The organism is Clostridia bacterium (assembly GCA_017410375.1).
Lineage (GTDB): Bacteria > Bacillota > Clostridia > RGIG6154 > RGIG6154 > RGIG6154.
On record JAFQQW010000013.1, the window covers coordinates 41,455 to 66,919 of the forward strand.

Sequence of the window (25,465 nt, forward strand, 5' to 3'; positions counted from 1 at the left end):
ATCATAATTCATATTATTATAGCATATGCACTCTTTTTTGTCAATTCATAAAAATATTTTCTTCTTATATAAAAATAGTTGCTTTTTTTAAAATTTAGGTGTATAATATATAATATCTTGAGTTATGGAAAGGTAAATGCTTATGTTCAAAAGAAAAACATCCTCTGCTGAAACCCCAAAGCCCGAAAAGAAAAGAAGCAAGTGGTCGCCCGTATGGCGTTTTATCCGCAACTTTATCATTTTTCTTTTTGTTTTTTCCGTGCTTGCGGTTTTAATTATCGGCACGCTGTTATATAACCATGCCATTGACACCATGCCCTTTGACTACGCATCTGTTTCCACCCGTGAGCTGGACTACTCCTCCATCATTTATGCTCTGGACGAAGACGGCAATCCGGTTGAATATGACCAGATTCACGGCGAAGAGAACAGGCTCTGGATTAACTTTGATGACATTCCGCAGGATCTTTTAAATGCATTTGTGGCAATTGAAGATGAGCGTTTTTACGATCACAGCGGGTTTGACTTACCCCGTACCTTCAAAGCAACCTATAACTTCATTTTTAACAAAAGCTCCTCTTACGGCGGCAGTACCATCAACCAACAGCTGGTTAAAAACTTAACCGGCGAAAATGAAAAATCTGCAGAGCGAAAAATTTACGAAATCTTCCGTGCAATTGATATGGATAAGCACCTGAGTAAAGATCAGATTCTTGAACTGTATTTAAACACAATCTATCTCAGCCAGGGCTGTAACGGTGTTAAAACCGCTGCCGAAAAATATTTCGGCAAGGAAGTAAAGGACCTGACCCTTGCGGAATGTGCTTCTCTTGCAGGCATCACACAGTTTCCTTCCCAGTACGATCCTATTTTAAATCCGCAGAACAACAAAGACAAGCAAGAGGTTGTTCTGATGAAAATGCTGGATCTGGAAATGATTACAAAAGAACAGTATGATGAAGCTGTAAACGAAAAGCTCAACATTCAGAACAATGAGATTTCCAAAACCTCCAGCCAGTCTACTTTTGCAGACCATATGCTTAATGAGGTTATCGCAGACATTCAGACTGAGCTTGGCGTAAGCGAAACTGTTGCCACTAACATGGTATACAGTGGCGGTCTTCAGATTTACACCACACTGGATTTAAGTGTTCAGGATGCTATTGATGAAGTGTATGACAACCCTTCAAAATATCTTTCTTCCTACAATCCTGACAATCCGGTTCAGTCCTCCATTGTAATTATAGACCCCTCCACCGGTGCTATTGTCGGCATGCGCGGTGAATTAGGCGAAAAGGAAGGCGCGTTTACTTTAAACCGTGCAACCCAGACTCTGCGTCAGCCCGGTTCTGCCATAAAACCGTTATCCGTTTATGCGCCCGGCTTTGAATACAAGAAATTTACACCCAACAATATGTTTGTGGACGAACCTTTGGTTGTTGACGGGCACAGATTCCGCAACTCCTCCGGTGGACACAGCGGTCCCATTTCGGTAAAAGCCGCAATTACCGTTTCTTCAAACATTGTTGCTGTAAAAGCCTTACAGAAGGTTGGCTATGAAAACTCTTTTGATTTCATGGTAAACAACTTAAACTTTACAAGCATGCATCCAAACGACAAGGCTGCAGCGCCCTTGGCCTGCGGTGGCCTGACAAACGGTGTCAGCGTACTGGAAATGACAGCTGCCTACACCACCTTTGCAAACAGCGGTATTTATGTAAAGCCTTACTCTTATAGTAAGGTTACCGACAAAGACGGAAACGTAATTCTGGAACGCCGTAAAGACAGCTCGGTTGCCATGTCGGACGAAACCGCATATTCTATGCTCAATTGTTTAAGAACTGTTGTAACCGGTGGTACCGGCTATGGTGCAATTTTCTCTTATGATTACTATATCGGCGGCAAGACCGGCACGACCGACGACTACAAGGACCGTTGGTTCATGGGTATTACCCCTTATTATGTCGGCGGTGTTTGGTTTGGTTATGACATTGCAAAAACCATTAACGGCTATAGTTCAAACCCCGCAATGATTTTGTGGAAAAATGTTATGTCGCGCATTCACGAAGGATTACCTCCGAAGCAGTTTGATGCGCCCGAAGGTGTGTCTGCAGTCCGCATTTGTATTGACAGTGGTCTGCTTGCAAGCGATTTGTGCTCTAAGGATCACCGTGGTTCCCGTGTTGAAACACAACACATGAGCAAAGCGGTTGCACCTACAGAAACCTGCGACGGTCACAAGTCCGTTCAGATTGACACAACCACCGACATGATTGCATGCAGTGCATGTCCGTCAGACGCTTTGGAAACACGCGTAATGTTCGTGGATTCAAACACCCCAACCTGCTCAACACATGGTGACGGAACTGTATATTCTGACGCGCAGAAACGAAAACCGACTACCGGAGATGACACAACAAAGGATAAGACCCCCGGCAACAATGACGATTCCGCGGAAAAAACAGACAAACCTGAAAATGCCACTATAGAAAAACAACAGAGTTCGGAAGCTGATGAGAAAACAACAACATCTTCGAACACGGAAACAAAAAAGGAACAGGGAAATAACCCAACGCTTCCCGCTCCTGAACAACATTAGCAGCAATTTAAAAGGTCAGATGCCTTAGGCATCTGACCTTTTTTTATAGAATAAGCATTGCATCTCCAAAGGAAAAGAATCTGTATTTCTGCTCCACCGCCTGCTTGTAAGCTTCCAGGACCTTTGTACGGTCATACAACGCACTGACCAGCATCAGAAGTGTGGATTCGGGCAAATGGAAGTTGGTAATCAGGCAATCCACCGCTTTAAAGCGATATCCGGGATAAATAAAGATATCTGTCCAGCCATGGGATGCGGTAATTTCACCCTTTTCGGACGCAACCGTTTCCAGTGTTCTTGTAGAAGTGGTTCCTACCGCAAAAACACGTCCACCATTCTTTTTTGTGCTGTTGATTACATCTGCCGTTTCCTGTGTGATTTCATAAAATTCACTGTGCATTTTGTGGGTTGTGATATCCTCTACTTTCACAGGACGGAAGGTGCCTAAGCCCACATGCAACGTCAGATACGCAATTTTAACACCCTTTTCTTCGATTTGCTTTAAAAGCTCGGGCGTAAAATGCAAGCCCGCCGTGGGTGCTGCTGCTGAGCCGGTATTTTTTGCATATACCGTCTGGTATCTGTTTTTGTCTTCCAATTTTTCGGTTATATAAGGTGGCAAAGGCATGTGCCCCAATCGGTCAAGCACCTCTTCAAAAATGCCGTCAAACGCAAAATTTACGGTTCTTAGACCATCTTCAGCAACACCGTCCACCGTACAGCGTAAGCTACCATCACCAAATACGATTTTTGCTCCGGGACGGGTTTTCTTGCCGGGTCTTGTCATAACCTCCCATCGGGTATCAGTCAAACGCTTTAAAAGCACAACCTCCACATGAGCACCCGTTTCTTCTTTTACACCGTACAAACGTGCCGGCAGTACTTTTGTGTCATTTAAAACCAGACAGTCCCCTGCCTGCAGAAAATCCAATAAATCTTTAAAATGCTTATGGGATATACCGTCGGTCTGTCTGTCAAGCACCATAAGGCGCGAGGAGCTTCTGTCCTCAAGCGGCGTCTGCGCAATCAGTTCTTCCGGCAAATCATAGTAATAATCCTTTAACTGAAATCCTGTTTTCATTTTTGTCCTTTCGTTACGGAGTGATGGTCACTCCTGTATAATAATGCTTGATAATCTGATCATAGGTAAACCCGGACATTGCCATACCTTTTGCACCATACTGGCTCATACCAACACCGTGCCCGTATCCGGTGCCTTTTAACGTATAGGATTCAACCTTTGCACCCGCATTGGCATCCACCTTTCCTGTAGCACCTAATATACGGCTTACACCACCAAGCACGCCGTTTTTGTCTAAACTGCTAGGGTTACCCGCAAAGGTTTTCCCGCTGGCACCGAGCACGGTAACACCGCCACCCGAGCCGGGAGCATAATTTTTAATAATTTCATAGCTTTGGCTTCTTAAACCAAGCTTATTTCTCGTATCAATGTTTTTAAACGTATATGTACCGTTTGTACCTGCAAAGGTCAGCTCCTTCACAGCCCCATCATCCGAATAGATGCTGACGTACAAATCGGTAAACGTTCCGATGTTCATGCCATTGCGGTCTGCGATACTCTGCAATTCTGCAATGGTGAAATTCTCCTCCCATGCATGGCTGTCCGGCTTGGCAATCGCCTGATAGGAATCATCTACACTCACAAGATAGTCAAACGGATATCCCCAGACATTTTCTACATTGAAGGTTCTGCAATTAGAGCTTGCAGAAGAATACAGTGCTTCAATCAGCGCACCATTATAAGTAATTACCTGCCCTTTTGTTTCATTTACAGCCTGATTGGTATCTGCCTTTTCCACATCTGCACCGCCATATACCTGCGACATGGTGGTATTGTACACGTCAAAGCCCTGAGACTTATATTTATCCTTACTGCGCGCCACGAAGGTTCTGGCACAAACTGCCTGCACCTTTAACGCCTCCATGGGCCATCCTGTGGACATTTCCAGCGGAACCACGCCATACAAATATTCTTCAATATTCAAGTGGTTTACAACCGTTATAGCCGAGCCCTTAGGCACAAGCTCGATTTCACCGCGGTAATGCTTGTTTTTTACCGTCAGTAATCCACCTGCGCTCATGACAGTCATTTTTTCGCCATAAAAGGTTACAGGCTGTGCTCCACCGGTAATGTACCAGTTTTTATCGGACTGGGAAATGGTTGCCGATGCCAGCCATCCCAAGTCTGTACCATCACACCGCAGATACACACCGCCGTCCGCGGAAACCGTAACCGAGCTTAACGCCGATGATCCGAAATAGATGCCCACGCGAACCATTTCGGGCACGGTAACCGCAAAGCTTTGTATACTGCAAAAACTGCAAAGCATAACAATCAAAAGTAAAAAGCTGACTGTTTTTTTCATAAAAGTACCTCTTTTTTCATCCGTTTCTCTTTTTCGACAACAACTGTCAGTTTTATTTTATCACGAATTTACTTCTTTTTCAAGTTCTTTCTCTGTTTTTACTGCAATTCCCATTTTTAAAAGCTTTTCAGCAGTAATGCCGTTCCCCGCTATAAGTGTACCCGAAAACGTGCCGTCATAAATGCTTCCTGCTCCACAGCTTGGACTGTTTGCCTTTAAAATTGCAAGCTTTACATTATATTTTTCCGCCATATCTGCCACTTGCTTTGCACCGGCTTCAAAAAAGGCGGTCACATCTGTGCCGTCTTTTTGAATTACCTTTTTGTCTACAATTTCCGAGGGTAAACGAGGTGCAGGCAATCCGCCCATCATTTCAGGACACACCGCCACATACCTTTTCCCTTTCAGAAACTGTATAACCGCATCGTTTTTATTGTCAGAGCCATTGTATTTGCATTTTTCGCCCAACAGACAAGCACTGACTAAAATCATGCCTTTTTCCCCTTTTTCTTTGTTTTCTTTTGCTTTTCCTTCAGCAATTCATAATCCTTTTCGTTTTCTTCATCCATATTCTGAAGCAACACTCTGTCTATGTAAAAGATATGTGTATACCCCACAAACGCCATACCGCCAAAAGCAGTAAGGAAGATGCCGATAGTCGGATAAATCGCAAAGGCAAGTGCAATCACAGCTGCCGATGCCAGCTGTAACAGCAGATTTTGCGGAAGCTTTATGAATACAAGTGCCATAGAATATCTGTACAAATCCTTTAAGCTTACCTGATAAGACACCGCCATAGGATACAAGTAGCTTCGCATCATCAAAAACAAACCCATAAGAACAAGAATGATGTAGTTTACAATGGTTAGCTTCATTTCACCGTTCATGCTGCCGTAATAATAATACATCCAAACCATAAAAAGCACAAAAACACTGTTGATTAAGCCAACCCAAAAGCCCTGCTTATAGTTTTTCGATGCCTTTTCCAGCATATCGCTGAATCCCCAGGAATGCTGTTCACGGGCATAGTTTCTCAAAACATATGTAACACCCATGGTAGCAGGTCCCGAAATTAAGGCAATCAGCGGTATACAAATCAGCATAAACTGCAACATGTTACCATATACAATCGCACCGTCAACCGGTCTGGTGTGAAATGCATACATTCCAAAAAGTGCAAACACAGCAAATGCCAGTACCGGAAGGGATGCCACAAACTGCGTTGCGCCCAATGCAATCATGCGTCCCCATTTTCTCTGTATAACGCCAAAATACACCTTAATCGGTGCTTCTTTTTCTTTCGATACCCCTTTGCCTTCCGGCATCGGTTTTGGTTTTACCCAACTGTATAAGCCCATATTTTCCTCCTAAAACTCAATACCGCGTCTTGCAGAAATACCCCGATCATAGATGTGCTTTACCTGCTGCATTTCGGTTACATAATCCGCTGCTTCAATCAATTCTTCCGATGCATCTCTACCGGTCAGAACCACTTCGCAATGTGCATTCTTTAAAAACTGCAATAATTCCTGTTCTTCAATAAATCCGCAAGCAACTGCACCCAGAATTTCATCCAGCACCAGCATGTCACATTCGCTGTTGCATGCCGCAAAGAAAAGCACTCGTGTTTTTTCTTTCAGTTCTTCTTTTTCAGAGTCAGTCATGTTGCAAACAAATCCGAATTTTTCTTTTACACAATGAAATTCAACCGCCTCAGCCAATGTAATACATTCGCCCGACGGCTCACATTTTAAAAACTGATAAAACAGCACCTTTTTACCGTATCCGGCACACCTTGCAGCCAATCCTGCGGCGCAGGTGGTTTTTCCTTTACCATCACCGGTATAAATGTGAATTGCCACGATAATTATCCCCTTTAATTATTTCTGTTTTCCATTTGTCGTGCAAGCGAAATCAGGAACGAAGCCTTTTCGCCGAACGCATCGCTTAGTGCTTTTGCCGCATCTTTCGTACAGGATGCAATCAATTCTTTGCACTTTTCAGCGCCATACACAGAAAGGTAAGTACTCTTACCACTTGCGATGTCGCTCCCCTTGGTTTTTCCGGTATCTGCATCCGGGTCATTGTCCAGTAGGTCATCCACCAACTGGAACGCCATACCGATGTTATCACCATACACTTCACCTGCACGGATTTCTTCTTCTGAACCGCCTGCAAGCGCAATCCCTGCACAAACCGAGGCTTTAAAGAGTGCACCGGTTTTTAAACGGTTCAATTGCGAAATCACATCCGCATCTGCTTTTTTGCCCTCGTAGTACAAATCAATCATCTGTCCGCCACACATGCCATGCAAGCCTGCGCTTTCCGCAATGATAGAAATAGCACGCACCTGCTTGATATCGGTAACAGACTTTGCCATCAGCTCAAAGGGATATAGCAGCATGGCATCCCCTGCCAAAAGCGCTGTCGCTTCGCCGTACACTTTATGGTTGGTCGGCTTACCACGTCTTAAATCATCATTATCCATAGCAGGCAAATCGTCATGAATCAGCGAGCTTGTGTGAATCATTTCCATCGCTGCCGCAAAGGGTAATGCCTTTTCCACATCTCCGCCTGCCATTTCACATGCCGCAAGAAGCATGACAGGACGGATACGTTTTCCGCCTGCCTTTAAGCTGTAGCACATGGAATCAGTCAGTTCCTTGTAATACCCCGATTCCTCCAACATCTGTTGCTGAAGCTTTAAGAGATAAGCTTCGATTTTGCTTTTATATTGCTCAAAGCGTTTCATCCGTTTTCTTCTCCTTCAAAAACTACTTCTTCCAATCCGTTTTCGCCTTTGGAAAGAACGGTTACCTTCTGCTGTGCATCATCTAACATTTTGTTACAGATTTTAGAAATTTTTACGCCCTCTTCATAAAGAGACAGCATTTCATCCAAATCTCCCGTACCGCTTTCCATCTTCTGTACAATTGTATTCAAGCGCTCCATATGCGCTTCAAATTTCTTTTCTGCCATTTTCTATTTCCTTTCCACCTTAGTAACTTTCGAACAAACCAAGCCGTCTGTCAGCACCGTTTCCAAGGCATCACCTACACAAACATCCTCTGTTTTCCGAACCACGTTTCCCGTATCAGTCCTAGTTACGCTGTAACCACGGCTTAAAACGCCTAACGGGCTTAAAGATTCCAGCTTTGCCACATTTTTTGCGAACTGCTCTTTTTTGTTTGCCAATGCATTTTCTAAAGCACGCAAAGCCCGTTGCATATCGGCATCAATAATCAGTCTTTTTTTATCGTATGCCGAAAGCACACCGTCTTTAGAGATTCTGCCTGCCAGCTGTTGCACAAGTGCACGGTTTAAATCAATTTTGCGCAAAGCACTTCCGCGCATCCGTTCAAGAAAACCTGCCAGCACACCCGAAATTTCTGTCATGGATGGGGTTGCAAGCTCTGCCGCTGCTGAAGGCGTTGGTGCCCGCAAATCTGCTACAAAATCGGCAATGGTAAAATCCGTTTCATGACCGACCGCCGAAATGATGGGAATCTCGGAAGCATAAATGGCTCTTGCCACAATCTCTTCGTTAAACGCCCACAAATCCTCAATAGAACCACCGCCACGGCCTGTGATGATTACATCTGCAAGGGCATTGGCGTTGACATACGCAATTGCTTTTGCAATTTGCTCTGCCGCACCGTCCCCCTGCACCAAAACAGGACAGACCACCACATCTGCTAGCGGAAACCGCCGATTCAGTACATTTAAAATATCCCGGATTGCTGCACCGGTCGGAGAAGTTATCACCGCAATTTTTTGCGGAATATACGGAATTTCAACCTTATGCGTTTCTGAAAACAAGCCTTCCGCTTCCAGCTTCGCCTTAAGCTGTTCGTATGCCACATAAAGGGCGCCTACGCCATCGGGTTGCATTGCCTCGATGTACACCTGATACTGTCCGGCACTTTCAAAAACCGAAACGCGCCCAAACACCACGACCTTCATGCCGTCCTCGGGCTTGAATTTCAAACGCATTGCGGCATTTTTAAACATGACTGCACGCACAGCACCGCCTGCATCCTTCAACGTCATGTACAGATGCCCTGACGTATGGTGCTTAAAATTTGAAATTTCACCTTTGACCCAAAGACCCGAAAGTAAAAGATCGGTGTCTAAAACGCGTTTGATGTATCCGTTTAATTCAGAAACACTTAAAATGCGCTCACTCACTCTTTGCTTCCTCTTCCTTCTTGCGGAGCACACCGCGAAGCAAACCGTTTACAAACCCGCCCGCTTTGGGAGAATCGTAAATTTTTGCCAATTCTACTGCTTCAAATATAGAAATGCTGTCCGGAATATCCTCACGGAAATAGATTTCATATACCGCAAGACGCAACAACGCCTTGTCTACCTTTGAAATGCGGTTTAAGGTCCAGCTTTTCACCGCACCTGAAAGAATACCGTCAATTTCCTCTTTTTTTGCAAGCACGCCGTTTACCACGTCTGCAATATATTCCTTATCACCTTTTGTATAATTGTATTCCGCAAAGAAATCTTCCATTGCTTTTCCCGGTTCGTTGCTGTTAATATCCAGCTGATAAAGCATTTTAAACGCACCGTCTCTTGCTTCCTTACGACCCATAATTTCCTCCTAATTCTCTTCCAGTAATTTATGCTTCATATTCCAAAGCTTTTGGCTTAAATCCACATAGTATTTGTGGGGATTTTCAAACCGCATCACTTCATCCCAAAGGCTATCCACCTGCTGTTTGCAGTATGTGCGGATTTCCTGCAGAGAATATTCCGGGTACACGCAGTCCCCTTTATCAAACGCCTGCACCAAAAGCTTGCGGGCTGTAAAATCCGTTAAGGTTTTCTTTTTCCATGTGTACTCAGGATCAAAAATGGTATAGGGCTTGGTGTCATCAATCTGCTCACCAAACAAGGTTACCACATCCGCAATCGCCTTGCCCGAATCCTTTTCGTACAGTCTGTATAGCGTTTTAAAGCCCGGAGTTGTGATTTTTGCCACATTTTCACTCTTTTTGATTTTTGGAATTTCCACGCCGTCCTTTTCTACAGACACCAGCTTATACACGCCTCCGAAAACCGGCTCGGATTTTGAGGTGATTAGCCGTTCGCCTACACCGAACGCATCAATTTTCGCCCCCTGACGTAATGTTCCGCGGATGATATGCTCATCCAGGGAATTGGATGCCATGATTGTGCAGTCTGAAAAACCTGCCTCGTCCAGCATCACTCTTGCCTTTTTGGAAAGATACGTAATATCACCGCTGTCAATACGAATACCTTTTGGTCTTGCACCCAAAGGCTCTAACACTTCTTTAAACACTTTAATGGCATTGGGAACACCTGATTTTAAAACATTAAAGGTGTCTACCAGCAACACACAGCTATGCGGATACAGCGAAGCATATGCCTTAAAAGCTTCGTACTCACTGTCAAACGCCTGAATCCAGCTGTGTGCCATAGTTCCTACTGCCGGAATGCCGTATAATTGTTCCGCCACCGTACATGCCGTACCGTCGCAACCGCCAATATATGCCGCTCTGGCACCAAGCACCGCCGCGTCGGGACCTTGGGCGCGTCTGGAACCGAACTCCACAACACGTTTTCCCTCTGCTGCCCTTACGATACGGTTGGTCTTGGTTGCAATCAGGCTCTGATGATTAACGGTCAACAAAATCATAGTTTCCACAAACTGCGCCTGAATCATAGGACCGCGTACAATCACAATAGGCTCCTGCGGAAAAATCGGCGTCCCTTCCGGCACAACCCATACATCACAGGAAAACTTAAAATTCTTTAAATACTGCAAAAATCTTTCTGAAAAGATTTTTTTACTCCGCAAAAATTCTATATCCGCATCAGTAAAATGCAATTCTTTAATATAATCACAAAGCTGTTGCACGCCTGCCATGATTGCAAAGCCGCCATCATCGGGAATTTTGCGGAAAAACATATCAAAACAACCAATACGACTGTCCATACCATACTCAAAATAGCCGTTTGTCATGGTCAATTCGTAAAAGTCTGTCAACATGGTCAGATTTATTTTAGAATCAATCATTTAAAATTCCTTTCTGCCTCAACAACAAAAAAGGCGAGATTTCCTCGCCCTTTTTCACTGTTTTTTATTATTGTCTACTTTGTTTACGCGTAAAAAATACACAATAAGCTCGTAAATATACAGCAAGGCAAGCACTACCCCTATAATCATAATACGATGCGACATGTTGTTAATGCTTGCAGGAAATTGTCCGTTTAATCTCAAAAACAAACCGGAAAGTGCAATTACAGCAAACATCACCGGATAGTACCATGTAAGCTTTTTACGCAGAATGAGTCGGACTGCAATGAATGCAACAAAACCAACTATGCCACCCCAGAACATAAATCCGAAGATGTTCCATGCCAAAAGCACATTCTGATAAGTGGCGAGTGCATTTAAATAATAAAGCCCCATCGCTGCAATAATTGCATATACTGTTGATAACAAAAAGCGGTTTACCACTTGCTCATTTTCAGGTTTCTTCGCCATTTAAGATAGTCCTCCTTGTCAATCTAATTCCCCGAAACAATGCATAACAACCGTGAGCATCACAATTGCCGCCGTTTCGGTTCTTAAAATACGTTTACCCAACGAAACCACAGATATTCCGCCGTCTGAAAGCTTTTCGATTTCCTTTTCGGAAAATCCACCCTCGGGACCGACAAATATACCGCAGGTCCCACCCGGCTGAACTGTGTTTAATACCTCTGTTATACCTACTGTCCGTTCCTTTTCGTAAGCACAAATGCCTGCATCACAATCCTGAAGCATTTTTAAAGCCTCATCAAAGGATACGGCATCATAAATTTTCGGAACTGTAGGTCTTTTGCACTGCTTTGCCGCTTCAAACGCAATCCGTTGCCAGCGCTCGGGCTTGCCCTCTTTTGCAACCGCAAACTCGGTTTCTACCGGCACAACTGCCGTGATGCCAAGCTCTACGCTTTTTTGAATAACAAGCTCCATTTTAGCGCCCTTAGAAAGTCCCGCAAACAACATAACCTTTGTTGCAGGCTCCGAGTCGTCTTTTACAGCCTGCCCTACTTTAACAGTAACGTCGTTTTTGGTTACGACCGTAATCGTTCCGGGATAGGTATAGCCCGATCCGTCGCAAACCTCCACCGAATCACCCGGCTTGAAGCGCATCACGCGACTCATATGCTTTCCTTCGTCGCCCGAAACTAAAATCTCTTTGTTTTCATAAATTTGAAAATCAACAAAACATCTATGCATATTACACCTTAAATTTTACTATTTTCTGACGAATTTGTCAACCTAATTTTTAAAATTTCTCAAAAATACTTGAAACTTTCACTCTTTTGGGATATAATAAAAACCCGAAAGGTGGTTTGATTTGTATGATGGATGAAAAAAACGTAAACGATACTGCTTTTGAAGATCTGGGTGATGCAGTAGAAATTCTTTGCACCAACAATGAATTTGAAGCAGACATTTTCATATCCAAATTGCGTGCTTTCGGCATTCCTGCCTTTTTATCCTTCCCCGGAGAAAGCGGTGCCGCAAAAACCATGTGTGGCAGAAGCAATCTGACCATCCGGATTATGGCGCCCTCTTCTAAGGCGGAAGAAGCCAAAGAAATTCTGGCAAAAACTGAGGAAGAATACGATTTTTCCGAGGCAGAAAACTTTGCACCGCCCGAAGACGAAATGTCTTATTTTAGTTTTCTTGCAAAAGGTTTTATATACGTTTTGGGTATCATCCTTTTGTTTATCATTCTGACCATCGTCGCTTCTTACAATTAAAATACTTTAAACGTTTGCGGAATTTCTGCAGACGTTTTTATTTTGCTTCGCAGGTCATGATTTCACCCACACCGTTTAAAACATAGGTCGGTGTATACGGAAAATCCGGCAGCATTTCAAGGGTCGTAACACCGCTTAAAACCAGCACCGTATCAATCATAGATTCAAGTCCCGATACAATATCGGTGTCCATGCGATCGCCCACAAACGCGGTTTCTGCACTGTGACAACCTAAACTTTTTATAGCGTGGCGCACCATCAGCGGATTGGGCTTACCCACAAAATAAGCTTTTTTACCGGTTGCAATTTCAATGGGTGCAATCAGCGAACCGACTGCCGGCATGATGCCGTTTTCGGTAGGTCCCGTGATATCAGGATTTGTACCAATCAGTTTTGCGCCGTTGTTCACAAGCGCAATTGCTTTTTCAATTTTTTCGAAATTATAGGTACGGGTATCCCCCATAACCACATAATCGGGATTCACGTCGTTCATGTAGATTCCCTGATCATACAGTGCATTCATCAGACCTGCTTCCCCAATTACATACGCACTGCAATTCGGCTTCTGATGAGCTAAAAATTCTGCTGTTGCCAACGCACTGGTATAAAAATGCTTTTCAGGCACTTCCAAGCCCATGCGCTTTAGCTTTTGACTCAGTTCTGTCGGTGTACGTTCTGCACTGTTGGTCAGAAAAATGAATTCCTTTCCGCTTTCCTGCAGCCACTTTACAAATTCAGTCACCCCGGGCAACAGATTGTTGCCATGATAGATGACACCGTCCATATCACAAATAAAGCCTTTTTTCTCCTGTAAAACGCCCATACAATTCCCTCTCTCTGCTTAGCGTGTTTCTATATATTATATATCAAACTCAATAGAAAGTCAACCAATTCAGACGGCTGACATAGACTCTTTTGGCAAATTTCCCCACAAAGCCAGCCGTGTGCTTGACTTCCGCATAAAAACCGCGTTTTTCCATAAAACGCATATCGGTTGCCGTCCGGGTTAAGAAAACGCCGGGATAAGCTTTGTACTCGCCCTCATACACAATGTATTGTGCAAGCTTTTGGCGCACACCGTCTAAGGTGCGCTCGGAGCGAATATCCTTTGCCGCCTTAATTCCCGCATAATGCAAAGCATCCTTACAAAACTCAATGCAAGTGTAACACTTGTTTACACGGATTGGCTTTCGGAAAACTGTTCCCAAAGCATCCGCCAGATTATAAAGGTAACCGTCTGAATCATACATCACATCCCGTATGAAATTACGCACCTCTTCATACTGCTTACGGGTAACCGGAATACGGAACACGCAAAGGTTTACAGGGGAAGCACCGCCTAAAGACAACGTATAATAGCTCTCCCGTATAAACCCTGCCGTGATAAAATTTTTAATGGATACTCTGCCAAAAGAATACAGCGCACTTAAATCCTTGTTCAGACTGATAGACATATGATTGTATTCATTATGTAACACGCCCCGAATCATTTTACCGACTACAGAGGGTGTCCTAGTCACAGTAACATAAATGTACACCTGTCTATCCCCCGTTATTCTTCTTTTTTCTTGCGCATCATCAGCTCAGAAACCGCTTCTTTTGCGCTTTTCCCTTCATAAAGTACCGCATAAGCCGTTTCAACAATAGGCATTTCCACGTTGTGCTTTTTTGAAAGTGCGAATGCCTCTTTACAGGATTTAACCCCTTCTACGACCATGCCCACCTCGGAAAGCGCCTCCTCTAAAGATTTACCCTTTCCGATTAAAATACCGGCTCTGCGGTTACGGCTGTGCATACTGGTACAGGTTACAATCAGGTCCCCGATACCCGTAAGTCCGCTGAACGTATCGGCTCTTCCACCCATGGCAATGCCGAGTCTTATAATTTCTGCCATGCCGCGAGTCATAAGTGCCGCCTTTGTGTTATCTCCAAAGCCCGAGCCGTCAGAAATGCCGGCACAAAGAGCAATAACGTTTTTCAATGCACCGCTGACCTCTGCACCAATCACATCGGTGTTGGTATATACCCGGAACATGGGCGAAATAAACAAATCCTGCACAATTTCTGCTTTTTTAATATCCTCACAGGAAGATACGATGGCTGTCGGCAAGCCGATTGCCACTTCTTCCGCGTGGGTCGGACCGGTTAAAAGCACAGTGTTTTCTGTTTCCAATGTGTTTGAAATTACAACCGTTAACCGCTCCAGTGTGTTTTCATCAAAGCCCTTTGCTACACAAATTACAATCTGGTTTTTATAAAAGGGCTTTAACTGCGTGCAAACAAGTTTTACCACATGTGACGGTACGGCAATCAGTATAAAATCTGCATCCTGAACGGATTGCTCCAGATTGTCGGTCAAATCCACCGATTCGGGCAGAACCGCCTGAGGCAAGAGTTTATTCTTTCTCTCTTTTTTCATTTCCGCAATTTCCTGCGGGAATGCCGACCACATGCAAACTGAATGGTTCTTTTGTGCCAGCTGTACGGCAAGAGCTGTTCCCCAGCTCCCGGTACCTAATATCGCAATTCGCATTATTTACTCTCCTGTTTCTTTTTTCCGAACTTATTTTCAGTTCCGTTTAAAAGTCTTTTGATGTTTTCTCTGTGCTTCACAAACGTAATAACCGTTAAGATAAAGGACGCCACAATTAAGTGCAAGTTTCCAAAATGCAAAACCGCAAAAAGAATCGTCGCCAACAAAATACCCGAAAGGGTGCTTACCGATACAATTTTGGTAAGCAAAATCATCACACCCATGTAAATGGCAGCAATCAGGAAAATGCGCCAGTCCCAGATGGCGATTACCCCTAAAATAGTCGAAATCCCTTTACCGCCTCTGAAACCATAGTACAACGGAAAAACATGACCGAGTACCACAAAAAGACCGGCATAAACCGCTTCGGTATCGCCAAACAGCAATTTACAAAGAACACACGCTAATATGCCTTTCACGAAATCCAACAGGAACACAACATAACCTGTTTTCTTGCCTAAAATGCGTACTGCATTGGTCGCACCGGCATTACCGCTGCCTTGTGTACGGATGTCAACACCCTTGATTTTACCGATAACCAGCGCGCCGTTTAAGCTTCCCAGCAGGTAGCCGATTAATGCGGATAACACAATGTATAATACGTTCATAGTTATTCCCCTCTTTACTTCTTCTCATTCTTTTCGCGGACAATGAAGCGCAGAGGCGTTCCCTCTAAGCCAAAGGTGTCACGCACCTGATTTTCAATATAACGCACATAGGAAAAATGTGCCAGCTCGCTGTCGTTTACAAACAGAATAAAGGTAGGCGGCTGAATAGCTGCCTGGGTCATATAATAAATCTTTAAACGTCTGCCCTTGTCGGACGGAGGCTGTACCCGAAGCACCGCTTCGTTTAAAACATCGTTCAAAACACCGGTTGCCACGCGCATTCTGTTCTGCTCATATACATAGGCAATCTGCTCAAAAAGCTGCGGCAAACGAAGACCGGTTTTAGCCGAAATAAAGATAATGGGTGCATACATCATAAAGTTTAAGCCTTCCTTTACGGTCAGCTTATACTGTGCCATGGTGTTGGTTTCTTTTTCAGGCAGATCCCATTTGTTTACCGCAACCACAATGGCTTTGCCCTGGTCATGGGCATAGCCTGCAATTTTGGTATCCTGCTCGGTTACCCCTTCCATGGCATCAATCATCAGCACAACCACATCCGAACGGTCAACCGCCATTAAGCTACGGACAACCGAATAATGTTCAATATTTTCGTTGATTTTGCCTTTTTTACGCAAACCTGCGGTGTCGGTAAACATATATTTTTGACCGTTCACCGTGGTTAAAACGTCCACCGCATCACGGGTTGTACCGGGAATGTCACTTACAATCACACGGTTCTCCCCTAAGATTTTATTAATCAGAGAGGATTTGCCGGCATTTGGCTTACCCACAACCGCAACCTTGATGGTATCGGTATCCTCTTCCTTGTCATAGTCTTCCGGGAAATGGGAAACAATTTCGTCCAGCATATCCCCAAGCCCTAAGCCGTTCACCGCAGAGATTGCCATGGGGTCTCCGATGCCTAAGTTATAGAATTCATAAAGTTCCATGGGTGCAGGACCTGCATGGTCTGCTTTATTGCACACAAGCACAATGGGCTTACCGCTTTTCTGAAGCATTGCCGCCACATCGTGGTCGGATGAAGTAAGACCCGTTTTGATATCCACCACAAACACAATAACGTCTGCGGTTTCAATAGCAATTTCTGCCTGACGCTTCATCTGCTGTAAGATAGTATCATCACTTTTAGGCTCAATACCGCCTGTATCAATCATCATAAAGGAATGGGTCAGCCATTCGCAGGGCGCGTAAATACGGTCGCGGGTAACACCGGGCGTATCCTCCACAATGGAGATACGGCTTCCCGCAAGCTTATTAAAAAGTGCCGATTTACCTACGTTCGGTCTCCCAACTATCGCAACTATCGGTTTCATAATATCCTCCGTTTCTGCTGTTTCTTGTTTCGTCTCCGTCTACCCCTGCTATTTTTTCAGCCAGGTCATACCCGTTATACGAAACCAGTACCTTGCAATTTAATTTCTGTTCCACCTCGGGAACGGTTACATCATCTAAAAATACATCTGTGTCGGCTCGAAGCATGTTGCTTGGAATAATCAATGCTTCGCCCAAGTCCTTGCCTTTTAAAGCATTAATCAAATCATTTCCCGTAATCAAGCCCGAAACGGTAACCGTTTCGCCGAAAAATTCGTTTTTAATAGCGTATACGGTGCAGTTGTTATCGGGAAGCCTGTCAATCAGCTTTCGCAGGAAATTTCCGCAAAGCTTTCCGGTTGCAACCGTTACTTTTTTGCGTGTACCCCTTTCAATGCTTTGCAATGCATCTGAAAATTCATCTTCTGTGACCCGAATCATGCCTACCCCGTTTTCCAGCTGCGGAAAATCCTCGTACGCATCATATTCAGGAAGCTCTACGCCTGCATTTAAGTAAAATTCATCCGATAGGTAGACAGTACGTCTGCCGTATTTTTTTAAGAATTTTTCCTGCCATGCAGAGACCTGTGCAATAACAGCTTTGCATTCTTCTCCATCAAAAAGCTCAATGGGATACAAATTTTCTCTGTACTTGGTTGCACCAAAGGGCACCACCGAAATGCTGAACACCGCAGGAATCAGTTCTTCTAAATCCGTTAAAGTTTTATCTAAGTATGCACCGTCATTGATATCTTTACACAAAACCACCTGACAATTCATTACAATGCCCGACTCTTTAAAAAGACGCATCCGCGGAAGTAAATTGTCCGCTTTTTTGTTGCCCAACATAAACTTGCGTTTTTCAGGGTCTGTAACCTGTACCGAAATGTTAATAGGCGACATGCGCATAGATGCAATATTTGCAATCTCCTTATCCGAAAGATTGGTTAAGGTTACATAATTGCCCTGCAAAAAGGAAAGGCGTGAATCATCATCTTTAAAATACAGCGATTTGCGCATGCCCTTGGGCATCTGATCAATAAAACAGAAAATACACTTGTTGGCACAGCTTTTCGCTTTGGTCATGAGCGGAAACTCAAAAGTTATTCCCAAATCCTCGCCATATTCGTTGTATATTTCAAGCACTTCAATCGAACCGTCCGCTTTTTGGATTTCCAGCTCAAAGCTTTCATCTGCAGTCAGATATTTAAAGCGCAATATATCGTTTATTTCCTCGCCGTTGACCGAAACCAGATAATCGCCCGGAACAATGCCGCCCTCTTGCGCGATACTGCCTTCTTCAACCTGCACAATTTTTGTCATACAGCCTCCAAAGTACATAAAATCTCAAACTACTCTTAACTTATATTATCGCATAAAAACTAAAAAATGTCAATAAAAAACAAGAAATAGGCGGACAAAAGTCACTGTCCGCCTGTTTTAATCTTTATTCTTTTTATTTTACGATTTCAAACTGCTCTTCCGGCTTTAAATCTACTACGGTGCAGTCGTTTGCATATGTGCATTCCGGCAGAATAATCATGGCAGTAAGACTGTCGCTGTTTACCGGAAGCGGTGCTAAATGCCAGATGGCAGAGTTAATCTTAATAAGTGTGTTTTTCGGCACAACAAACGCCTGCACATGGTCTGTAACCACTGCTCCGCCCGACGCAGGCGCACAATGGACAATCATGTCGTCATTCAAGGGCAAAATCATTTCCCAGGTGGTAGTGTGATACTCCTGCTGTGTGATAATCATTCTGTCCGGTTTTTGCACCACAATAGGCGAATACCCCACTCTGTGGTTGCTGTCGGCTACAATTCTGTCCGGAAAAAATTTATGGATTTCGCCGCAAAGCGGATAGCCGTCCGGCTTATCCATGGCATAAAACTGCCCGAAAGGCGCAAACGCCTCTTTGGTAATCGGTTGTGCTTTTATAATTTTCATCTTCTCTTCTCCTTTTCATTTTTATATACACTTTATTTTACATTTTCAAGGAAGCATATGACCTGCCGCGCGGTAAATTTCATACCATTCGGAGCGCGAAAGCTTCACGTCCGATGCTTTACAGATTTCCGTAAGATGCTCAGGGTTCATGGTGCCAGCAATCAACTGAATGTTCGCCGGATGTCGTAAAATCCATGTCGCCGCAACGCCCGTTTTGGGAAGACCGTATTTTTCACCGATTTCAGCAAGCTTTGCATTCAGTTCCGGGAAATCATCGTTGTCAACAAAATTGCCTTTGAAAAAGCCGTACTGGAAAGGCGACCACGCCTGAATGGTTATGTTTTTTATTCGGCTGTATTCCAGCAAAGCTCCGTCATGCATAACCGACTCGGCATTTTTCATGTTCACATTCATGCCGGATGTCACTAAACCCGCTTCGGTCACCGAAAACTGAAGCTGATTGATAATTAGCGGTTGTTTCACCGCAGTTTTCAAAAGCTCGATTTGCATCAAATTATGATTGGATACGCCAAAATGCTTAACCTTTCCTGCATTTTGTAGCGCATCAAAGGCTTCAGCCACCTCTTCAGGCTCCATAAGCGTATCAGGACGATGAAGAAGCAATGCGTCAACATAGTCTACGCCAAGACGGGATAAGCTTCCGTCCACCGCTTCTAAAATATGCTCTTTTGAAAAGTCATACTGTCCGGGACGGATGGCACATTTGGTCTGAATTTTCATTTTGTCCCTCTGTCCTTTATGCCGTTTCAGATACTCGCCAAAAACCGTTTCCGCCTGACCTTTGCCGTAAATATCCGCATGATCAAAAAAGTTAATGCCCTGCTCCAAAGCCGTATCCATAATGGCATCCACTCTTTTTTCGTCCAGTCCGCCCATGCGCATGCACCCGAGCGAAACCGCCGATGCCTGAAAGGCATTTCCGATTTTTATTGTTTTCATTTTCCCTCTCCTTTTTTTCTATCTTTGTTTTAGTCAATACGCAACACCTTACTGTAAAGACTGTATAATTTAAATGCCAATATTTTTAGCATTGCGAGTCATAAGGTTTAGATGCAACTTGTTTTAGCTAAATTTTGCAACAAGTTGCAAAGCTAAATTATTTCATCTTACTCCATAGCTAAATTACTCCTTTGGAGTAGCTAAATTAAATTCGCTTTAAGCGTGCGAAGCACATTTAGCTGCCATAGGCAATTTAGCTGAACTTGTTCAATTTAGCTCGCGATAGCGAATTTAGCTGCGTTGCTATGCAACGCAATTGCGACACATAAGGTTTAGATGCAACTTATTTTAGCGAATTTAGTTGCGGTCGCAGGTCGCATATGGTCAATTCAAGTTGTTCAAAACAAAATCACTTATTCTGAACTATAACTTTTTCTTTGACATATCATCACGGATAATTAAGTATGCTGTCAATCTCAATATAAAATCCTGAACCTCTTCGTCCGAACAATATAGCAATCTGTCCCTCTTAAACACTCCAAGTTGCACTATATTATTTTCTATCAATTCACCGCATACAGAATCGACATAATCAATGGTATCCTGTGTTTTCTTTTGAGAGCGAACACCATTGTGAAAAATTCTGATATGTTCAGTTTCTTCTTTTATACAAACATCAAGCCTCATCTCTAACCTTGCAATGGGAAGATTCGCCCTGTTAATTCCACAGATTAATGATGTATAACCACCACTTTTTTCACTTTTTGCCCATGTACCTAATACTGCATAATAGACAAGAAGTTCTTTTCCCTCTGTATCTTCAACAAGGAACTGTCTATATGTTCCTGGAAAGCTACCACCGGATGCATTCGTTACTTTAGTATCCACAAGACCATTATCTCGTTTTATCTTTATACCATATCCACTTATATTTTCAACTTTATTTTCCGTATCAAAAAAAGTCCAAAGTAAATTAAGTATATGCGGTGCGACATCATTTTTTGTATTTACACCTAAATACATTCCATCATTTCTGTATTGCTCAATTAATTTTTTCGAATTAATTTCTTTTATACTTGGTCGTTTCAGCTCGATTACACTAAAATTAGCAACAGGAAGCTCTCCATCTAACATTACCTTAAACTCAGGTATAGATAGAATTGCATCATATTTTCCTTCATTATTTCTTTGAAACACAAATGAATCTTTTCCGTTAGTAACACATAAGAATTTACTTTTCATTATGTTGTTGTATCCAAACAGTTGTCTGACAGGCTCTCCTTCTATAGTAATTTGCGGAGCCTTACATTCGATAATGAGTAATGTGTCATTGCCATTTCTTACTGTAATATCAGCTCTTATGGTTGCGTTTTTTTCATAATGAGCCATCGAGTCCTCACTAGCAATATTTTTTTCTGGAATATGACACACATCTAACAAATATCGCAAAACTTGCTGTCTTATTGTTTCTTCAGGTGTAACGGGTATCCCCTTTTTTCTTATCGGATCATAATATTTTTTTCCGCCACTATACTTTACAACTTCAGGTAATGGCATAGTAGTAAATCCTAAATCAATTTTATGTTTCACGAATTTGTTTCCAGCTACCTCATCTCCGTTTATAATCAATGGTGCGGACTGCATTAAATAATCATAATCATACATCCAGTCTTCGAGAAAATGTCTATCCTTTATCAATTCCAATATGTTTTTCATTTCCATATGATAGCCGTCTATGAAATAACAAATAGCTAGTTTTGATAAATAAAAATCATCTTCTTTTATACTCTCAAATACTCTTAAATACAAATGCACTGCCTCTTTTGTCTTATAGCTGTCCATATAAGAATCTGCAAGCATAAGAATTGTATCAATATTATTTGGATTTTTCTTGTATTCTTTTTCCCATATTGCAAGTGCTCTTTTATGCTGAAAATTCTCATCAAAAGATGTTGATACTTCTTGCAATTCTTCAAAAGTCTTCGCGTTTGCAAGTTTTTTATCTAACGCAGATGCGTCAAAGCTTACACAGTTTTCCTCACTACATATCTCTCTAATATAGTTATACACATCGTTGCTGGCATCAAAGGTGTAATCCTTTAAACTATAAAACCTATTTCTTTTATTCTTTGGAACAATATAAGCATCAGTAGCATCGCATATTATTTGCTTCCTACAATTAAGCCAATCATAGTTAACATGTTTTCTTAGCACCTCAGCATTTTTCATACATCCCACAACAACACATTTGTCTTTTGTTGTTTCTTGACAAATTAACACTGTTACATCCTTAATTACTGTAATCAAAGGAGATACATCAAAATAATCTTCAAGACAAATATCCGAATTATCATTAGTTATATGTGTAGCATCAAAGTATGCTTTTCCGTCCATATCACAAATAAAGTTTTCTATATCTTCATTTGCTTGTAAATCCTTTATAACGAAAACACTATTCATATTCTTCATTCGTCCACCTTCTTTCTCAAAGTAACATTTGATTATTTTTTATCCATCTAATAATTCCTGCTCAAGACCGTATAATTTAGATGCCAATGTTTCTTAGTGATAGTTCATGTCAAGACAGAATCAAAAAATATCATACAACCAGTCAACATGTTACACAATAATCAATAATTCAATCCCATCGAGCAATGGAAATCTTCTGTAAATTCATTTACACCCCAGGAGATAAGGCGTTCATATTCGTCGTAATCACGTCGCCCTATCGCCCAAGCAGAAGCAAAAAAGCCTGCGTCTTTGATTTTTGTTGCGATTTCCTGTGTATACTCACCAAACTTATATTCAATGCCCACACGACACAAATCAGTATTTATATTAAGATTTTTCATTAAATCAATTTTTGAATCATCCCATTTACCCACATCATAGGTGTATCCGTCAATTTCTGTTCCAAACACACTATAAGCAGTTTCAAGAATATCTATACCGAAGCTTTTGATATGAAAGCTCTTCAATAGTCCACGTTTTTCAAGCATATCCCTGACCTCATTCCACTGCTCTGCTGTAAGTCCCGGATGTGTACTGAACATTGGCTTCATACCTGTTCTTACACATAGATCAAAGAATTCTGAAAGCAGTGGCATTTTTGCACCTTTGAATATTTCATTTTTGTATGAGCCATATTCCCAATTTGAAAGCTCCTCATAGGTTTTATCCCATACGTATATTTGGTCAGTTGGAGGATTACCTTCTGAATCCCTTGCAGTTTTATTAATGGTATCATCGTGTATACAAACCAAAACACCGTCAAGAGTAACCTTTGGCACTACAATGCAGGTTTGAAAGTGGCACTCTGCTGCAAGCTCAAATGCAGGGAGTGTGTTATTGGGGCAAAGTCCATAGAAGCCAAGATGTGCATTGTGTCTTATTCCGCATACCCAGTCCTTTGAGTCCACATCATTTGTTGTTATAAAATCTTTCATATATAATACTGTTCCTTCAGGAATCTGAATGTTAACAGTAAGCTTCATATTTCTTAAGAAAATCGGCGGTACACGCCATAACTGACGGGTAAATTCTGATTTTTTACCGATCCTGTATAAATGCGATTCATAAAATGGGGTATCCTGTCCATCTGCTGTCAGAGCAAACTGGATTTTGGGTGCAATTTCCCCGGTATATGAGCATGTAGCATTATACACAAGACATCCTGTTGTTTGTTCAAATTTGTGAGTAAGAGAAAAGTTTTTTTCAATTTTTAAAGTATCGTTCAAAAAATTCCCAAAGGATAACATATCGTTAAAGCAAATCATATTTACATCTCCTTTATTAATTTATACAATTATACCCTTATAGTTCGTGTAAAGTTAAGCAAAAAAATAGATAAATTGAAATTTAAAGAACCATTACTATAGTTCCAATTCCAATAAGGATGCAACCTATCAACGATTTCATTGTAAATTGCTCATGCAAGAAAACAAAAGCTAAAACCAAAGTAATTACAACACTCAGTTTATCAACAGGAACAACCTTGGATGCTTCACCCATTTGCAGTGCTTTATAATAGCATAGCCATGAGGCACCCGTTGCCAATCCTGACAGAATAAGAAACCACCAACTCTTTTTGCCTATATCCATTATTCCGCCCTGTGCATTTGTGAGAAACACCATTCCCCAAGACATAATTACAACAACAACTGTTCTTATTGCAGTTGCCAAATTTGAATTAACGCCTTCTATACCGATTTTAGCCAGTATCGAAGTGAGTGCTGCAAATATTGCAGACAGCAAAGCGAATACAAACCACATAACGATTACCTCTTCTCTTTTTTCATTTCTTTCATTATCCATTGATTCTAACCATTTGTATGCTCATGTTATTAAAGCCAAAAATCAGTCCGCGTTGAGTAGTCTTAAGGCGTTTTCTCTGCAAATATTTTTGTATGCGGTAAGACTAATATTGCCGTTTGCATAAGCATCGTCCAAAAACGCACACATTTCTTTCGCAGTGCCGTTTAAGGTAGTCGGCGAGCTGATATCGGTGGCAAAGAAAATTCTTTCGTTAAACTCCTCTATAAATTTATAGGCAAATTCTTTATCCCTTAAAAAGGCATTCAGTCCGCTTTTGGCAGAGATATCACACAAAAGCCCCGGATACTTTCTTAAAAGTGCTGACACTCTTCCCTCTTTTGTGATTTTACCCGTTGGAAATCTGTTTCTGGTGTCTTCCGTAACATCTGCAGAAATTTCGGACCAGAAGGTCATGGCATGTGCCAGAATTTTTAGTTTCGGGAACGCTTCCAAAACCTTTTCCAGTCGCGGAAGTCCTATATCGTCTGCAACACCGCACCCTTCCCCCATCTTTCCGAAATGAATGGTAACAGGAAGTCCCGACTTTTCGATATGCGAAAAAAGATTGAGAACCTTAGGGTCATCTATGTACATATTTGCCTGAAGCTCGCCTACCCCTTTTGCCCCTTGTTCTTTAAAATAGTCAAGGTAATAAGAAAGGTTATCCTCAGGGGAATTGGTTGCCATTCTGGGGTCTAATGCACAAAACCACCAGCCTAAAGTTTCGGGATACTGCGCAGAGAGTGCTCTGGCATCTCTTGATGTTATCGGGTCGTGCATACGCTCGGGCGCGCATCTTGCCATTTCTACACCCTTTTCAATACCCAGCGCATCATAAGCAGGCCGCAATTCTTCAGGGGTGGGCCAGGTGCCGCCCCGTAACCGCTCAGGTCCGCCTGCAAAATGTGCATGCACATGCATATCTATTTTTTTTACCGTCATTTCTGCAACCCTCCCGGTATTGTATAATTTCACAAGCCTGAAATTCAT

Annotated in this window: 26 protein-coding genes; 2 read left to right on the top strand and 24 right to left on the bottom strand. The window is 42.5% G+C overall.

Features of this window, described 5'->3' with window-relative positions; translation table 11 throughout:
• The first annotated feature begins 142 nt into the window (after window positions 1–142).
• Complete coding sequence (locus tag IJE10_01540) at window positions 143–2,599, top strand: PBP1A family penicillin-binding protein (GenBank protein ID MBQ2966788.1); 2,457 nt, start codon at window positions 143–145, stop codon at window positions 2,597–2,599.
• A 43-nt stretch (window positions 2,600–2,642) separates the two neighbouring features.
• Here the strand turns inward: IJE10_01540 and queA are convergent, their stop codons facing one another.
• Genes queA through IJE10_01600 form a run of 12 tightly spaced genes read right to left on the bottom strand, consistent with a single transcriptional unit; the run spans window position 2,643 to window position 12,247 of the window.
• Complete coding sequence (queA, locus tag IJE10_01545) at window positions 2,643–3,680, bottom strand: tRNA preQ1(34) S-adenosylmethionine ribosyltransferase-isomerase QueA (GenBank protein ID MBQ2966789.1); 1,038 nt, start codon at window positions 3,678–3,680, stop codon at window positions 2,643–2,645.
• A 13-nt stretch (window positions 3,681–3,693) separates the two neighbouring features.
• A complete protein-coding gene (locus tag IJE10_01550; GenBank protein ID MBQ2966790.1) occupies window positions 3,694–4,986 on the bottom strand; it encodes a SpoIID/LytB domain-containing protein in 1,293 nt (430 codons plus the stop codon).
• Between the two features lie 60 nt (window positions 4,987–5,046).
• A complete protein-coding gene (locus IJE10_01555) occupies window positions 5,047–5,478 on the bottom strand; it encodes a DUF523 domain-containing protein (protein ID MBQ2966791.1) in 432 nt (143 codons plus the stop codon).
• Window positions 5,475–6,344, bottom strand: coding sequence for a DUF624 domain-containing protein (locus tag IJE10_01560; protein ID MBQ2966792.1), 870 nt, complete (start codon window positions 6,342–6,344; stop codon window positions 5,475–5,477). The genes IJE10_01555 and IJE10_01560 overlap by 4 nt, the downstream gene beginning before the upstream one ends.
• Before the next feature lie 9 nt (window positions 6,345–6,353).
• Complete coding sequence (locus tag IJE10_01565) at window positions 6,354–6,857, bottom strand: cob(I)yrinic acid a,c-diamide adenosyltransferase (GenBank protein MBQ2966793.1); 504 nt, start codon at window positions 6,855–6,857, stop codon at window positions 6,354–6,356.
• Window positions 6,858–6,862: 5 nt separating this feature from the next.
• Window positions 6,863–7,738, bottom strand: a complete 876-nt coding sequence (locus IJE10_01570) for a polyprenyl synthetase family protein (protein MBQ2966794.1) — start codon at window positions 7,736–7,738, stop codon at window positions 6,863–6,865.
• Window positions 7,735–7,965, bottom strand: coding sequence for an exodeoxyribonuclease VII small subunit (xseB, locus tag IJE10_01575; GenBank protein MBQ2966795.1), 231 nt, complete (start codon window positions 7,963–7,965; stop codon window positions 7,735–7,737). The genes IJE10_01570 and xseB overlap by 4 nt, the downstream gene beginning before the upstream one ends.
• A gap of 3 nt (window positions 7,966–7,968) precedes the next feature.
• Entirely contained in the window at window positions 7,969–9,174 is a 1,206-nt protein-coding gene (gene xseA / locus IJE10_01580; GenBank protein ID MBQ2966796.1) for an exodeoxyribonuclease VII large subunit, read from the bottom strand.
• Window positions 9,167–9,586 (bottom strand): transcription antitermination factor NusB, encoded by a 420-nt coding sequence (gene nusB / locus IJE10_01585; GenBank protein ID MBQ2966797.1) that lies wholly within the window; start codon window positions 9,584–9,586, stop codon window positions 9,167–9,169. Before nusB ends, xseA begins: the two co-directional genes overlap by 8 nt.
• Before the next feature lie 9 nt (window positions 9,587–9,595).
• Window positions 9,596–11,035, bottom strand: coding sequence for a nicotinate phosphoribosyltransferase (locus IJE10_01590; GenBank protein MBQ2966798.1), 1,440 nt, complete (start codon window positions 11,033–11,035; stop codon window positions 9,596–9,598).
• Between the two features lie 54 nt (window positions 11,036–11,089).
• Window positions 11,090–11,506 carry a hypothetical protein gene (locus tag IJE10_01595; GenBank protein MBQ2966799.1) on the bottom strand — a complete coding sequence of 139 codons (417 nt, stop codon included), beginning with the start codon at window positions 11,504–11,506 and terminating at the stop codon, window positions 11,090–11,092.
• Window positions 11,507–11,524: 18 nt separating this feature from the next.
• The gene (locus IJE10_01600) at window positions 11,525–12,247 is read right to left on the bottom strand and encodes a 16S rRNA (uracil(1498)-N(3))-methyltransferase (protein MBQ2966800.1); all 723 of its coding nucleotides are present in this window, start codon (window positions 12,245–12,247) and stop codon (window positions 11,525–11,527) included.
• A 125-nt stretch (window positions 12,248–12,372) separates the two neighbouring features.
• Between IJE10_01600 and IJE10_01605 the strand changes: the two genes are divergently transcribed.
• Window positions 12,373–12,777 carry a hypothetical protein gene (locus tag IJE10_01605; GenBank protein MBQ2966801.1) on the top strand — a complete coding sequence of 135 codons (405 nt, stop codon included), beginning with the start codon at window positions 12,373–12,375 and terminating at the stop codon, window positions 12,775–12,777.
• Window positions 12,778–12,814: 37 nt separating this feature from the next.
• Here IJE10_01605 and IJE10_01610 read toward each other — a convergent pair whose 3' ends face one another.
• From IJE10_01610 to IJE10_01665, 12 genes are all read right to left on the bottom strand, one after another.
• Window positions 12,815–13,600 carry an HAD family hydrolase gene (locus IJE10_01610; protein MBQ2966802.1) on the bottom strand — a complete coding sequence of 262 codons (786 nt, stop codon included), beginning with the start codon at window positions 13,598–13,600 and terminating at the stop codon, window positions 12,815–12,817.
• A gap of 49 nt (window positions 13,601–13,649) precedes the next feature.
• Window positions 13,650–14,315, bottom strand: coding sequence for a hypothetical protein (locus tag IJE10_01615; protein MBQ2966803.1), 666 nt, complete (start codon window positions 14,313–14,315; stop codon window positions 13,650–13,652).
• A gap of 14 nt (window positions 14,316–14,329) precedes the next feature.
• Entirely contained in the window at window positions 14,330–15,313 is a 984-nt protein-coding gene (locus IJE10_01620; GenBank protein ID MBQ2966804.1) for an NAD(P)H-dependent glycerol-3-phosphate dehydrogenase, read from the bottom strand.
• Entirely contained in the window at window positions 15,310–15,918 is a 609-nt protein-coding gene (gene plsY / locus IJE10_01625) for a glycerol-3-phosphate 1-O-acyltransferase PlsY (GenBank protein ID MBQ2966805.1), read from the bottom strand. The genes IJE10_01620 and plsY overlap by 4 nt, the downstream gene beginning before the upstream one ends.
• A gap of 14 nt (window positions 15,919–15,932) precedes the next feature.
• Entirely contained in the window at window positions 15,933–17,258 is a 1,326-nt protein-coding gene (der, locus tag IJE10_01630; protein MBQ2966806.1) for a ribosome biogenesis GTPase Der, read from the bottom strand.
• On the bottom strand, window positions 17,212–18,576 hold the full coding sequence (locus IJE10_01635) for a DUF512 domain-containing protein (GenBank protein MBQ2966807.1): 1,365 nt from the start codon (window positions 18,574–18,576) through the stop codon (window positions 17,212–17,214). Before IJE10_01635 ends, der begins: the two co-directional genes overlap by 47 nt.
• A gap of 133 nt (window positions 18,577–18,709) precedes the next feature.
• Window positions 18,710–19,201 (bottom strand): Ureidoglycolate hydrolase, encoded by a 492-nt coding sequence (locus IJE10_01640; protein ID MBQ2966808.1) that lies wholly within the window; start codon window positions 19,199–19,201, stop codon window positions 18,710–18,712.
• Window positions 19,202–19,246: 45 nt separating this feature from the next.
• Complete coding sequence (locus IJE10_01645; GenBank protein ID MBQ2966809.1) at window positions 19,247–20,161, bottom strand: aldo/keto reductase; 915 nt, start codon at window positions 20,159–20,161, stop codon at window positions 19,247–19,249.
• A gap of 423 nt (window positions 20,162–20,584) precedes the next feature.
• A complete protein-coding gene (locus IJE10_01650) occupies window positions 20,585–22,630 on the bottom strand; it encodes a type I restriction enzyme HsdR N-terminal domain-containing protein (protein MBQ2966810.1) in 2,046 nt (681 codons plus the stop codon).
• A gap of 161 nt (window positions 22,631–22,791) precedes the next feature.
• The gene (locus tag IJE10_01655) at window positions 22,792–23,937 is read right to left on the bottom strand and encodes a hypothetical protein (GenBank protein ID MBQ2966811.1); all 1,146 of its coding nucleotides are present in this window, start codon (window positions 23,935–23,937) and stop codon (window positions 22,792–22,794) included.
• 82 nt (window positions 23,938–24,019) lie between these two features.
• Entirely contained in the window at window positions 24,020–24,433 is a 414-nt protein-coding gene (locus IJE10_01660; protein ID MBQ2966812.1) for an EamA family transporter, read from the bottom strand.
• Window positions 24,434–24,517: 84 nt separating this feature from the next.
• Entirely contained in the window at window positions 24,518–25,417 is a 900-nt protein-coding gene (locus tag IJE10_01665) for an amidohydrolase family protein (GenBank protein MBQ2966813.1), read from the bottom strand.
• Window positions 25,418–25,465: the final 48 nt, after the last annotated feature.